Origin of the sequence: Sphingobium sp. S6, from assembly GCF_905120495.1 — a bacterium.
Lineage (GTDB): Bacteria > Pseudomonadota > Alphaproteobacteria > Sphingomonadales > Sphingomonadaceae > Sphingobium > Sphingobium agri.
This window is the reverse complement of record NZ_CAJHOG010000009.1, coordinates 13784-27142: the sequence shown is the minus strand read 5'-3', so window position 1 is coordinate 27142 and position 13359 is coordinate 13784. Positions and strand designations below refer to the sequence as shown.

Below are 13359 nucleotides of genomic sequence, written 5' to 3'. Positions count from 1 at the left end.
CCATCAATCAGCCTGGAGTCCGGCCGAGGTCAGTCACAGGCTCGCGAGCGACCGACGCGATCCCGACCTGAGGCGCCCGGAGACAGAAACGAGCGAGCCGCGCAAAGTCAGTTGCGAGTGATCGAGGCGGTCGTGCGAACCGCATTGTTCGACAATCCCGAAGCGATCTCGCGTGTTATGAAGGTCGCGACCACGAAACTGCGAAACCACGTCGAACAGGGTCATCAAATTCGTCCTGCCACGGTCAGGGATACACGGGAACGGGGGCCTGTCAAAGTCGCGTCCGGCCGACAGGAATCGTCTAAGGTTCACCCACCTATCCAGCGATCTCGCAGTCGATAGGCGCGACTGAAACCGCTCGCACGGAATAGCTTGATCCTCATCGTCCTGAGCCCCAAAAGACTCAGAGCAAGGGGGGCCTGTGGACGTCGAAGATTTTATTGCGAAGTGGGCACCCGCAGGTGGCAACGAGCGAGCCAACACACAATTGTTTCTAACCGATCTGTGTCAACTGCTCGGCGTAGAGGCCCCGCGGCCAACGCTAAGTGACACAGCGCAGAATGATTACGTCTTCGAACGTCATGTCATCAAAACCGAGATTGATGGCGCTACATCCAACGGCTGGATTGATTGCTATAAGCGTGGCAGTTTCATCTTAGAGGCTAAGCAAGGTAGCAGTGCCGACCTGGCGGCAGTCGACGCTGGTCAAGGTTACTCGCTTCGCGACTTCTTTGGCCAGACTGCGGAGGACCGCTTCAAGCGCGGCATGGCTCGTCGAGACACCGCTGCATGGACCGGCGCTATGCAGCGAGCTGCAAGTCAAGCGGAGGGCTACGCTAAGAATTTGCCCCGCTCACATGGCTGGCCACCTTTCCTGCTGGTCAGCGACGTTGGATATTGCATCGACGTCTATGCGGACTTTCAACGCAACGGGAAAGGCTATGCGCCATTTCCCGACCGTCGTCGGTATCGAATTACCCTCGATGAACTGCGCGACAAGACAGTCCGGGAGCGCCTGGCGGCAATTTGGACCATGCCAATGTCGCTCGACCCCTCGGCCGAGGCGGCACGGGTTACGCGAAAAATTGCGGATCATCTGGCTGTTCTAGCCCAGGGTATCGAAGCTCGAGAGCAGGACCCGGATCGCGTGGCGGCCTTCCTTATGCGTCTCCTCTTTACCATGTTCGCGGAGGACACTGGTCTTATTCCGAAGGCGAGTTTCAGCGCGCTCTTGAAAAAAGTCCGCGATCGCCCCGAACTCCTGGCCCCCCAACTCAGTCAGCTATGGGAGGCGATGGATACCGGTGGCCTTGCGTTTGGCCTTGGTGAGGCAGGGGAGGTTGTGCGTCAGTTCAATGGATACCTCTTTAAGGATGCCAGTGCGCTGGCGCTTGATCAGCGTGAGATCAACGTCCTCATCGACGCAGCGGCATCGGACTGGCGCCAGGTCGAGCCAGCAATTTTCGGAACCTTGCTTGAGCGTGCGCTGAATGCCAAAGAACGCGCCAAGCTTGGCGCGCATTTCACTCCGCGCGCCTATGTAGAGCGACTGGTCGGCCCCACCGTAATGGAACCCCTGCGCGCTGATTGGGAAGGTGCGCGAACCGCAGCAACCTTGGCTGCGGAAGCAGGCGACAAGGAGACCGCGCGTCTTGAGGTCGAACGCTTTCACACCAAGCTCGCAAACATCGTCATTCTAGACCCGGCCTGCGGAACGGGCAATTTCCTTTATGTCGCGCTTGCGCGACTTAAGGAGTTGGAAGGAGAGGTGCTCGAATTGCTCGAAGCACTCGGCGATGAGCGCTATCTTCTTGAGCTCGGCAGCCACACGATTACTCCTGCCAACTTCCATGGCCTCGAAATCAATCCTCGGGCTGCACAGATCGCTCAACTCGTGCTCTGGATTGGCTATCTTCAATGGCATTTTCGTGTGAACGGAGAAGATCGGATGCCCGAGCCCCCCGTTTTGCGTGATGTCAGAACGATCATCCCAGCCGATGCCCTGCTTGATTGGGACGAGAAGCTTCCTGAGATGGAGAACGGCGAGCCAAAGACGATCTGGGATGGTACGTCGATGAAGCCGCATCCAGTGACCGGGCGACCCGTTCCCGATCACTCCGGTCGGCTAACGGTATATCGGTACGTCAATCCGCGGCGGCAAGTCTGGCCGGAGGCAGACTTCATCATCGGGAACCCGCCCTTCATCGGATGCCGCCGAATGCGCAAGCGCCTCGGGTCGCCCTACGTCGATACGCTCCGGAGCGTGTACGGCGACCTTTCTGGCGAGATCGATTTCGTGACCTATTGGTGGGCACGAAGTGCCGAGCAGGTAGCGAATGGCTCTGTTCGAGGATTTGGTCTCATCACGACGAAGACTATTGCCCAATCGAGTAATCGCTCGGTGCTTAGCCGCTATCTCGATCCTGAGCGCGGTGGCAAACTCTACCTGACCTTCGCGATTCCGAACCATCCGTGGCACGATCAGGAAACAACCGCTGCGGTGCGGATCGCGATGACTGCGGCTGCTGCCGGACAAGGCGCAGGACGGCTGTCGAGCGTTTCACTGGAGAAGCGCAAAAAAGGTGAAACACTGCTCGAGTTTGAGGAGCAAGTTGCGCCGATTAACATCGATCTGACTACCGGCGCTAACGTCGCCGGCGCCACCTCACTCAGAGCCAACGGCAACATCTGTCGTATGGGTGTGAAAATGTCCGGTGACGGATTCAAAATCAATACCGAGCAGCGAGCCCGCTTCATCGCCGATGGCGTGCCGCCGGAACGAATGCCGCTGGTTGTGGCCGGCACGGATGTGACTGAGTCTCAAAGTAACACTTACGCTCTCGACTTCTTCGACATCGAGACTGAGGACGAGTTGCATGATCGCTTCCCTGGCGTGCACCGCTACCTGTTCGATCATGTGAAGCCAGAGCGCGATGAAAACGACAGGGAGCAGTACCGCCTCAATTGGTGGCGCTTCGCAGAACCTCGACCGAGGCTTCGTGCAGCCATCAGCGGTCTCCGGCGCTACATCGTCACCAGCGAAACAGCTACGGAGAGGTTCTTCAAGTTTATTCCCAGTGCGGGCCGTCTCGTGGATGGCTCAGTTATAGCGATTGCGTCCGACGACCCCTATGTTCTCGGCGTGGTCTCGAGCACAGCGCACACCGTGTGGGCGCTTCGTGCGGGCGGGCGGATGGGGTCGGGCGACGATCCGCGTTATCAAAATGAAACCTGTTTTGATCCGTTTCCCTTTCCGCCGAGCGTGCCGGAACTGGAGCAGAGGATTCGGATTGCAGCGCGCAAATTGGACAGGTTGCGCCGGAAGGTTCTAGCGCGCCATTCGGATCTGACCCTGACAGCACTTTATACCACGCTCGCCCGTATGCGAGATGCCAAGGGTGGAGTTCTTGATCCCAAATACCGGTCCATCGCCGAACGCGGCGAAGTCTCGCTCATCCGCCATTATCACCAACAGATAGATGAGGCTGTCGCTGAAGCATACGGTTGGCCGCGCGACTTGGAACATGAGGAAATGCTGGTCAGGCTTGTTGCTTTGAATGACGAGCGAGCCGAGGAGGAGCGTGCGGGGCAGATCCGGTGGGTTCGGCCCTCTTTCCAGGCGAAATCCCTCCGAAAGAAGCCGGCCCAAGTCGTCCTGCAACTTCGCAGAGGCACCAAGGCAAAGAAGGTGGAGCGGGATTGGCCAAGCGCCCTTCCAGAACAAGTGGTTGCCGTCGCAAGCGTCGTGGCGCGGTCCGCCAAACCATTGGCGCCCAAAGATGTTGCCCGTGCATTCAAAGGGAAACGCGCCTCTACAGTCGCGCCAGTGCTTGATGCGCTTGCAGGAATGGGGATGGTACGAAAGCTTGAGGACGGCCGCTATGCGGCCTGAGAAGCTGCGCTTCGGCAAATGGCCAACGTCTCCATTTGCCGCTCTTATCTTCATAAACGGTAGGCACTGACTGCCAGGGGGGAACATCACCGTGTCGAGTTTCCGCTTCCTGCATGCTGCGGACATCCATTTGGACAGTCCATTGCATGGCCTATCGCGGTACGATGGACTTCCCGTCGAGGAGATCCGGTCGGCCACGCGATCCGCGTTTGACAACCTCATCCAATGCGCGATCGACGAGGCGGTGGACTTTGTCGTCATCGCCGGCGATCTATTCGATGGCGACTGGCGCGATATGGGGACGGGACTCTACTTTGCCCGGGCCATGGGCCGTCTCGATCAGGCCGGCATTCCAGCGTTCATTATTGCCGGCAACCACGACGCCGCCTCGGCGATCTCGCGGACGTTGACTTGGCCGCCAAACGTTCGCCAATTCGGACCGAGGCGTCCCGAAACCCACAGGCTGCCGAACCTCGCTGTGGCGCTGCACGGCCAGAGCTTTTCCACGCCGGCCGTCACCGACAACCTCGTCCTCTCCTATCCGGCCGCAGAAGCGAACTCGTTCAACATCGGCGTACTCCACACCGCCTTGGCGGGGCGGCCGGGGCACGCCAAATACGCGCCCTGTGGCGTCGAAGATTTACGCGGGAAGGGCTACGACTACTGGGCACTCGGCCATGTGCACGAGTTCGAAATCGTCAACGACAACCCCTATGTCGTCTTTCCAGGCAACGTGCAGGGCCGCACTATACGCGAGGCGGGCGCAAAGGGTGCAGTCATCGTGACGGTGGTGGATGGCGAGGTTTCGTCCATTGATCGCATCGATCTGGACGTTGTGCGCTGGATCCGCCTCGACATCGATTGCGCCGGCTCATCGCCGGGCGGCCTCCCGGACCTGATCCGCGCCGAACTGACGCGCATCCACGGCGCCGATGGCTCCGGTCGGCCAATGATCGTCCGCGTGAGCCTGAGGGGCGAGCTCGCAGGCGCAGGCGCGCTCATCGACAAGGCTGGGGCCATTCGGGACGACGTGCGCGCCATCGCCACGTCGATCTCGCCAGACCTTCATGTCGAGAAGGTGAAGGTACTGGTGTCGGAGCCGACCACGGAACAACACGCCGTGCTCGGCGAGGATCTCGATGAATTGATCGGCGAGGGCTCCTCGGACCTCGGACTAGCGGCGGCGATTGAGGCGGATCTGGAGCGCTTCATGGTTCTGGCGAAGAGCGCGCTCGGTGAGTCGGAGGACGGTGAATTGCGTCTGTTAGCGGCACAGGGCGACTGGGCAGGAATCCTCGGCACCGCATCAACGGCGTTGCGGTCGCGCCTGACGCCGGAAGCCTGACAATGCGTTTCTCCCGCCTTTCCCTCGAACGTTACGGCCGCTTCGCGGACTGCGAGCTAAACTTTCGGTCCGGCGACCCCGACCTCCACATCATCTATGGGGCGAACGAAGCCGGCAAGACGACCTCGCTGGCGGCGGTGTCAGACCTCCTTTTCGGATTCCCCCAGCGGTCGCCGTACAACTTCATGTTCGATTACATCCTCCTCAGGGTCGGTGCGGTACTGGAGGACGGTAGTCGGACGTTCGCGTGCCGCCGGAAAAAGGGTACGGCCGGCACGCTGCTTGACACGAATGACGCAGCGATCGACGAGGCTCCCCTTGCCTCGATGCTGAAAGGGCAGACCCGCGAAACCTTCAGCCTCTCCTTCAGTCTCGACCAGGATGCCCTGCGCTCGGGAGGCAAGGCAATGGTAGAAGCCAAGAACGACCTCGGCCGCACGTTGTTCGCCGCGGGTTCTGGCCTCACCGGCGTCGCCGACGAGCTCAAGAAGCTCGAAGGCGAGGCCGATGCCATCTGGGCGCCTACGACGTCCCAGCGACGCAGCTTTACCTTCGCGCACCGCCAGCTCGCCGAAGCCACCAAGACGATCCGAGACGCAGCTCTCAAGCCCAAGTCCTGGTCTGACGCACGGAACGCGATGCTGGAGGCACAGGCCGCACTCAATCTGGCTCGAGACGCCCGCGACGTGGTCCAAACGGAGCTGAGGGCTGCAGACCGCGTAAGGCGGCTCGCCCCGCTCGTACGGCTGCGCGACGAGCAGACCGAGACCCTGCTCGGCTACGAAACCATCGTTGATCTCAGTGTGCAACGCGAGGACGAGGCGGAACGCGTGATCCGCGAGGCCGAGGAGGCCCAGCGCCAGAGGTCGACCGCAGAGCAGCTAAAGGCTGACGCGGAAAACCGTCGGGACAAAATCGAGGCCGATCCGACCCTTTTGGAAAAGGCGGACGAGATCGACCAGCTCATCGCGGACGGGGGCTCCGTCGCGAAGGCCGCGCAGGATCTAGTCCGGCGCGAGGCGGAGCTCGTCGTCGCGGAGGCGCTGACTCGCCGTTTGAGGGCCGAAGCGGGACCCAACGCGGACGCCACACCTTCACGCGCTTTGGCGGCAAAGTTGCGCGACCTCTCCCGGACTCACGGCGAGAACGCCGCCGCGAGAAGGCAGATCGCCGAGAGCCGGAACGATCTCGACGACCGAAGGAAGCGCGCGCAGGACCGGCTCGATGGTGCATCGGCCGCCGCGGCTTCCGAGGCGCTCATTGATGCGGTCGACGCCGCACGCGCGCTCGGATCGGATGCCGACGCTCGTTGCGAAGGAGCCGGCCTTAGGGTCGAAGCGTTGGCATCGTCGCTGCCCGCCCTGCTCACCCGCCTTTCGCCGTGGACGGGCGGAATCGACGAGCTGCTGGTGCTACCCGAGGTGGGCGACGAGGAGATCGAGTCCGCACGTAGCGAACTGGCCGAAATTCTCGGCCAAGTTCGCCGTGAAGAGGAGCAGCTCCGGCACTGGACCGAAGAGGCCGAGAAGGTTGCGCTGGAGATTGGCCAACTCGCGACCGGCACCGTCGTGTCCGAGGACGAGATCGCATCGGTCCGTTTGAGCCGCCAGGACTGCTGGCAACCCATCCGTGAGAATGTCCTTGCGGGGACCCCACTCGGGTCTCCAGAAGCGGCCGTAGCCGACTACGAGACAAGCGTGTCCCGTGTGGACGAGAAGATGGTCCTCCGTTTTTCGCTGGCCGAGGAGTCGAGCCGCCTCTCCGTGCTCGAGCGGTCCAAGGCGTCGCACGATCTTCAGGCCAAACAAGCGCAGGGCCGGATTGAAGATGCCCGCAAGCGTTATGGAGAAGCAGCGGAGGCATGGGCGGCGCGATTGACCGCGGCCGGCCTGCCAGCCCTCGAGCCCACCCGTTTCCTAACCTGGCGGTCGGCGCGGGACGCGGCGGTCGAGGCCCATCGCGATGGCTTGACGTTGCGGGCCGATCTCGCTTCCATTGTCGGACGGCGTGACCGGTGCCGGGCCGCGCTGGCGCAGGCGTTGGAGGTTGCGGACGCCGGCGGACCGTTAACGCCGGTACTCGCGGCAGCCGAGCGGAAGCGGGCTGAATACGAGGATTTTACGCAACAGCGCCGTCTTGCCGCAGAACAGTTGGACCAGATCGCCGCGGAGGCCTCCGCCCTCGACCGGCGGCACCAGCGCCTCGACGATGAGGACGCGTCGAACGTCACCTCCTGGCGAGAAGTAATGGACGAAGCCGGTCTGCAGCTGGACATCGTCACTTGCGGTGCGGTTCTGGAACTACTCGATGATCTTCGTGGCGCCATCGCGGCAGAGGCAGACCTGCGCAGGAGGGTCGAGACGATCCGCAGGGACGCCAGCAATCACATGGAGCGGGTAGAGAAGTTGTCCGATGGCTCCAACGTTCCCGCGGGCGACACGGCGACGCGGCTTGGCGCTCTAAGGAATTGCCTCACGGCGGCCAGGTCGGCCGCCACGCTGATCGATTCGCTGGATGAGGAAGCGCGCCGCCGCGCGGATCAGTTCGAGGAGGCTTCGGCGAAGCTCGCCACGGCCGACGCGGCGCTGGCCCCCGCGCTCGCTGAAACCAAATCGACGGATCGCGCGGAATTATCGGAAGCGATCGAACGGTCGCGCGCGAAGCGCCGGCTGACGGTGGAGCGGGCCGCCATAGAACGCAGGATCGTCGAGGAAGGGGACGGCTTCACGCTGGACGAACTCGTCGCCGCAGTCGCCGCTTCTAATCCTGACCAAATCGCGAGCCACGTCTCGTCGCTGGATGCACGGTTGGGGGAATTGAACGACGAGGTGGCCGCAGCGGCTACGGCGCATGGCCACGCCAGATCTGCTTTCACCGCCCTCGACGCGGGCGGGACAGCCGCGGTGGACGCGGCATCGGACGCGGAACAGGCGAAGGCCGAGCTTGAAGTCCTTGCCGAACAGTACATCCTGAAGCGTGCTCAGGCGCTGACGTTGAAGTGGGCGATCGAGAAATACCGCGAAAGACATCAAGATCCGTTGCTGTTGCGCGCCGGCGATTTGTTCTCGATTCTGACCGCCGGCCGCTATGCCGCGCTACGAGTGGACGCCGACGGAAGCGTCCCGCGGCTGCTGGGCCTGAGGGACGATCGACGCACAATGGTGGAGGTGGGCGCCATGAGCGAGGGCACCACCGACCAGCTCTTCCTCGCCCTTAGGCTGGCGGCGCTGGAGCAATCGGTGAAGGCTGGGGTCAACCTGCCGTTTCTCGCCGATGACTTGTTCGTGAACTTCGACGACGAGCGCGCCGAAGCGGGGTTCAGGGTGCTCGCCGAGGTGGCCTGTTCCACGCAGGTCCTGTTCTTCACGCACCATCCCCACCTTGTCGAGATTGCCAAGTCCGTTGTCGGTGACGACCTCCACTCGAAGTGCGAGCTCGCTTGACGCGATGCGGCTAGAGGACAGCGCCATGATCATCTTCGGGACCGATCCTTGGTTCCGCCGTGCGGACGTCCAGGTGATCGGCGCCCAAGCCGATGGCGTCGGGCGCGCTGACGCTAGGGTTCATCGCCCGGGTTATATAGCGCCAAAATAGGGGGGAAAATGCGCATCAACCGAGCTAAGATTGAAAACTTCAGGCTCCTCCGCGACGTGGAGATCGGTTTCGAAGAACAGACGACGCTCATCGTTGGCCGCAACAACAGCGGCAAGACGTCGATCGCCGAGCTGTTCCGGCGCTTGCTGTCCGATCGCGCCCTGAGTTTCCGCCTCGAAGATTTTTCGCTCGGGTGTCACGAATGCTTTTGGACATCGCTTGTGTCTTTCCGCGCGCAGCAAGATTCGTCCGAGACGCTCGGACAGTTGCCAGCAATCAAGCTCGTGCTCGATATCGGCTATGACGTCGATGCGGCCGATCTTGGGCCGCTTAGCGAGTGCATCATCGACTTGAATCCCGATTGCCACGAGGCCCGGCTGGAGTTCCGGTTCGCGCCGAAGGCCAATGCGCTACAGGCGTTGTTCGTTGATTTAACGGAGCCGCTCGAAGATCCGGAGGCGGACCGCGCCCGGCTCTACCGCGAACTCGGAAATCGCATTGCCTCGGCCTATGCCGGATCGCTGGAAGCGGTCGATCCGAACGACCCGACCAACCGGAAGACACTGGAACCAAAGATCCTGTCCGCGCTCGTCGGCGGCGGCTTCATCAATGCCCAGCGCGGGCTGGATGACGATACATTCCGCGAGCGCGACGTGCTCGGCAAGGTGGTCGAGGTGCTCTTCCAATCGGCATTGACGGACGAACTGGATCCAACGCGACGCAGCACCGCCGAGCAGCTCAAGGAGGCGGTCGATCAGATCCAGGGCGATCTGCATATCGGTTTTAACGCCAAGCTGACCTCACTGCTGCCCACGTTCGACCTGTTTGGATATCCTGGCCTTGTAGACCCGGGATTGGTGACAGAGACCAGCTTCGACGTCGACAAGCTGCTCAGCAACCACACGCGCCTGCGCTACCGGGGCGTGAACGGCGTAACCCTGCCCGAAACCTACAATGGCCTCGGCGCGCGCAACCTCGTTTACATGCTACTACAGCTCCTGCGCTTCTTCCGCGAGTTCCAGGGAACGCCAACAGCGGCCGGCGTGCATCTAATCTTTATCGAGGAGCCCGAGGCGCATCTGCATCCCCAGATGCAGGAGGTGTTCATACGCCAGCTGGAGTACATCGCCAACGCGTTCGTCGCCCAATTGAACGCCGACCGTCCGTGGCCGGTCCAGTTCGTCGTCACCACCCACTCGCCCCACATGGCGAACGAAGCCCGCTTCGAGAGCCTCCGCTATTTTCTGTCGGTTACCGACGGCCCGGGCCTCCGGCGCTCAGTTGTGAAGGATCTCCGGCAGGGTATGGGCGGCGCGCCGGAAGAGGATCGCAATTTTCTTCATCAATATCTCACGCTATCCCGCTGCGACCTTTTCTTTGCGGACAAGGCGGTGCTGATCGAAGGAACCGCTGAACGCCTTCTCCTTCCGGCGATGATCCGCAAGACCGACGCTGCCGCGCAAGGCGAGCCGCAACTAAGCAGTCAGTACCTCACTGTCATGGAGGTCGGCGGCGCCTACGCCCATCGCTTCTTCGGCCTGCTGGCGTTCCTCGAGTTGCGCACGCTGATCATCACCGATATCGATTCCGTTGCGCCCGGGGCCAAGAACAAGCGCGTGGCGGTTCGTGTGGCCGAGGGCACATTCACCAGCAATGCCTGTATCAAAAGCTGGTACGAGCCCGACGTGAGCCCAGCCCAGCTGCTCGACAAGTCGACCGAGGAGAAGACCGACGGCGGACGACGGCTCGCCTATCAGATCCCCGAGCAGGATGGCGGTCCATGTGCTCGCAGCTTTGAGGATGCCTTCATCCTCGCCAATCCAGAACTCTTCGATCTCGGCGAGGGCGACCAGGCGACGCTCGCCTATGAGCATGCGGCCGAACAGAAAAAGTCCAGCTTTGCGCTTGAACATGCGATCGTAAACACCGAGTGGCGGACGCCGCGCTACATCGGCGAAGGGTTGCGGTGGCTTGCCCAAGGCAATCCAGCGCCGACCCTCGGGCCAGACGCGATCGCCGCCGAGTTGGTCGCCGAAGTGATTGACGCGGCTGATGGGGCCCAGGTCGATGGCTGACGAAGAGACCGCCGCCGACGCGGCCGGCCGCCTTGCACTTGAGCGTGTCTATGCGTGCTTCGATGCCGGACAAAGCTTCCGGCTCGAGGCAGGCGCGGGCGCAGGCAAGACATATTCCCTAGAAAAGGCGCTGCGCCGCCTGATCGAACTTCGCGGTACGGAACTTGTGCGTAAGCGCCAACAGATTGGTTGCATCACGTTCACGAACGTGGCGAAGGATGAGATTATCGCGCGCGTTCAGGCCCACCCGGCGGTTCGGCCGGAGACCATTCACGGATTTTGTTGGTCAGTATTGCAGGACTTTCAGCCCCAGCTCCGCGCGATCGTGCCTGACTTGCCGGGATGGGGAGAACGTCTCGCCGATGCCGGGGTGGGGGGGCTAGGCGCGAGGAAGGTCAATTACGACCTCGGCTATCCCCGGGTGACGCCAGACGAGGTGTCATTGAAGCACGAAGACGTGCTGACGCTGATGACGGAGCTGCTGGCACGGCCCAAGTTTCGCTTAGTGCTAGCGAAGCGCTATCCCGTGCTGCTGATTGACGAATATCAGGACACCGATGCGGGCTTCGTAGAGGCTCTAAAGCAGCATTTCCTAGGTACGGGTACGGGGCCTATCATTGGCCTGTTCGGCGACCATTGGCAGAAGATCTACGGTGAGGGATGCGGTGCGGTCGAGCACGCAGCACTCGAGGTGATCGACAAAAACGCCAATTTCCGATCCGCCGAACCCATCGTCGCGGTGCTCAATCGCATGCGACCCGATCTCGAACAGATCCCCAGCGACCCGGATGCGCCGGGTGAGGCTCGAATCTTTCACACGAATGCATGGCCGGGCCAGCGCCGAACGGGCCAGGGCGGTGGTCACTGGACTGGCGACACGAGCCCCGAGGCGGCACGCGCCTATCTCGATCACCTGAAGCAGCGATTGTCGGATGAGGGCTGGGACTTTGCCGTCGAACGCACCAAGATCCTGATGCTCAGCCACAGCGTGCTGGCGAAGGAACAGGGCTATCCGACCATCCAGAGCATTTATGGCCAGTTCAACGATGCCTGGCTCAAGAAAGAAGACCCCCACATCAAATTTCTGGCCGACCAGCTCGAGCCAGCATGCGCGGCCTTTCAGGCGAAGCGCTATGGCGAGATGTTTGAGAGCCTAGGCGCCGGCAGGCCGTGCATCCGTCGGCATCACGACAAGGTCGCATGGACGCAGTCTCTCGAACAGCTTATCCAATTGCGAGCGACCGGCACGATCGGCGCCGTCATCGACCTCATCAAAGGCCAGGCTCACATGCATCTGCCCGAGGCGGTGCTGGACCGCGAGCAACGCTTGGCCGACGCCGGACCCGAACCGGTCGAAGGCGAGTCTCGGAGGATCGCCCAGCTGCGAAGGCTACGGGACGTCGCCTACACCGAGCTGATGGCGGTGGATGCGTTCATCGATGGTCACACGCCCTTCGCCACCAAGCACGGCGTGAAGGGTGCGGAGTTCGAGAACGTGCTCGTCATCGTCGGCCGTGGCTGGAACAAGTATAATTTCGCGCAGATGCTGGAACGGCTCGACCCAGGCCCCCCGGCAGACAAGGTCGAATCCTTCGAGAGCAATCGCAACCTGTTCTACGTCGCGTGCTCCAGACCGAAGCGCCGATTGGCGCTGTTGTTCACCCAGATTCTAAGCGAGCTCGCGATGGCGAAGGTGACAGCTTTGTTCGGCGAGGCCAATGTGATCCCGCTTCCAGCAGATCCCGCGGGCGGGGCCGCGCCATGACCAAGGGAGAGGCACCACCGATGGTGACGATCGCTGCCTAAACGGACCACGATCTTAGCCAGATTTTCTCTTGGCTCGAAGCGGAGCCGCCGCGGGAGACAGCACCTCTCATCCCAACAACAGCATGATCGCGAAGAGACACAATGCCGGCGAGCTCATCGTCCTGAAGGCCGGCAACGACATCGCGGCTTTCGCGCTCGGCGCTTTCGATCTCATCGATATCTTTAAGACCAAGCCGCCGTTCAGACGGATCGGCATCGGCCGGACGCTGGCGCACTATTGAATCAGTCGAACTGCGGATACCGATAAGTAACCCCTTCCTATCCACTCATCACACGGGTGGGGTGATGTCGGCCCAGTAGATGACTTCTTCCAGGATATGCATGCTTTCGGGATTTTCCCAGCCCTCACGGTCGCTATCCCATCGCCCGATCACAGGGAGGTCAACCTCCCAGAGCAGCAAGCGACGGCCGTCTTTCCGGTCTTCCGGCAAAGTGCCGATCGGCTCCCAAGGGATGTGCTTGGCGGTGATCATGCAAGTTCCCTCGCTCGATTCCATTGGTCCCGCATTTAGCCCATCTTTGTGCAGGCACGAAACCCAGCTGGTTGCCAACCTGTCGGGTTTCGGCAGCCCGAGCAGCTTTTCGGTGCGCCTTCGGCTTATGACGCCAGACTTCGGTGCGTGAGC

The 13359-nt window shown here is 61.8% G+C and carries 8 protein-coding genes; 6 read left to right on the top strand and 2 right to left on the bottom strand.

Annotated elements, in window-relative coordinates; all coding sequences use genetic code 11:
- Nucleotides 1-33 precede the first annotated feature (33 nt).
- Entirely contained in the window at nucleotides 34-225 is a 192-nt protein-coding gene (locus SPHS8_RS20500; protein WP_156405541.1) for a hypothetical protein, read from the bottom strand.
- A 196-nt stretch (nucleotides 226-421) separates the two neighbouring features.
- Here SPHS8_RS20500 and SPHS8_RS16995 point away from each other — a divergent pair, with 196 nt between their 5' ends.
- From SPHS8_RS16995 to SPHS8_RS16970, 6 genes are all read left to right on the top strand, one after another.
- Nucleotides 422-3892, top strand: a complete 3471-nt coding sequence (locus SPHS8_RS16995) for a class I SAM-dependent DNA methyltransferase (protein ID WP_007683417.1) — start codon at nucleotides 422-424, stop codon at nucleotides 3890-3892.
- 91 nt (nucleotides 3893-3983) lie between these two features.
- Nucleotides 3984-5237: a metallophosphoesterase family protein gene (locus SPHS8_RS16990; RefSeq protein WP_007683419.1), complete on the top strand. Its 1254-nt coding sequence runs from the start codon at nucleotides 3984-3986 to the stop codon at nucleotides 5235-5237.
- Between the two features lie 2 nt (nucleotides 5238-5239).
- Entirely contained in the window at nucleotides 5240-8680 is a 3441-nt protein-coding gene (locus tag SPHS8_RS16985) for an ATP-binding protein (protein ID WP_007683421.1), read from the top strand.
- 159 nt (nucleotides 8681-8839) lie between these two features.
- Nucleotides 8840-10906 (top strand): ATP-dependent nuclease, encoded by a 2067-nt coding sequence (locus SPHS8_RS16980; protein ID WP_007683423.1) that lies wholly within the window; start codon nucleotides 8840-8842, stop codon nucleotides 10904-10906.
- Nucleotides 10899-12671, top strand: a complete 1773-nt coding sequence (locus SPHS8_RS16975; protein ID WP_014072624.1) for a UvrD-helicase domain-containing protein — start codon at nucleotides 10899-10901, stop codon at nucleotides 12669-12671. The genes SPHS8_RS16980 and SPHS8_RS16975 overlap by 8 nt, the downstream gene beginning before the upstream one ends.
- Before the next feature lie 124 nt (nucleotides 12672-12795).
- Nucleotides 12796-12954 (top strand): hypothetical protein, encoded by a 159-nt coding sequence (locus SPHS8_RS16970; RefSeq protein ID WP_007683426.1) that lies wholly within the window; start codon nucleotides 12796-12798, stop codon nucleotides 12952-12954.
- Nucleotides 12955-13002: 48 nt separating this feature from the next.
- Here SPHS8_RS16970 and SPHS8_RS16965 read toward each other — a convergent pair whose 3' ends face one another.
- Nucleotides 13003-13206 (bottom strand): hypothetical protein, encoded by a 204-nt coding sequence (locus SPHS8_RS16965; RefSeq protein WP_007683427.1) that lies wholly within the window; start codon nucleotides 13204-13206, stop codon nucleotides 13003-13005.
- Nucleotides 13207-13359 lie beyond the last annotated feature (153 nt).

Excerpts from the sequence above, each read along its gene's own strand:
- SPHS8_RS16975 (WP_014072624.1), top strand. The coding sequence starts at position 10,899 with ATGGCTGACGAAGAGACCGCCGCCGACGCGGCCGGCCGCCTTGCACTT.
- SPHS8_RS16965 (WP_007683427.1), bottom strand. The coding sequence starts at position 13,206 with ATGATCACCGCCAAGCACATCCCTTGGGAGCCGATCGGCACTTTGCCG.
- SPHS8_RS20500 (WP_156405541.1), bottom strand. The coding sequence starts at position 225 with ATGACCCTGTTCGACGTGGTTTCGCAGTTTCGTGGTCGCGACCTTCAT.
- SPHS8_RS16985 (WP_007683421.1), top strand. The coding sequence starts at position 5,240 with ATGCGTTTCTCCCGCCTTTCCCTCGAACGTTACGGCCGCTTCGCGGAC.
- SPHS8_RS16980 (WP_007683423.1), top strand. The coding sequence starts at position 8,840 with ATGCGCATCAACCGAGCTAAGATTGAAAACTTCAGGCTCCTCCGCGAC.
- SPHS8_RS16970 (WP_007683426.1), top strand. The coding sequence starts at position 12,796 with ATGATCGCGAAGAGACACAATGCCGGCGAGCTCATCGTCCTGAAGGCC.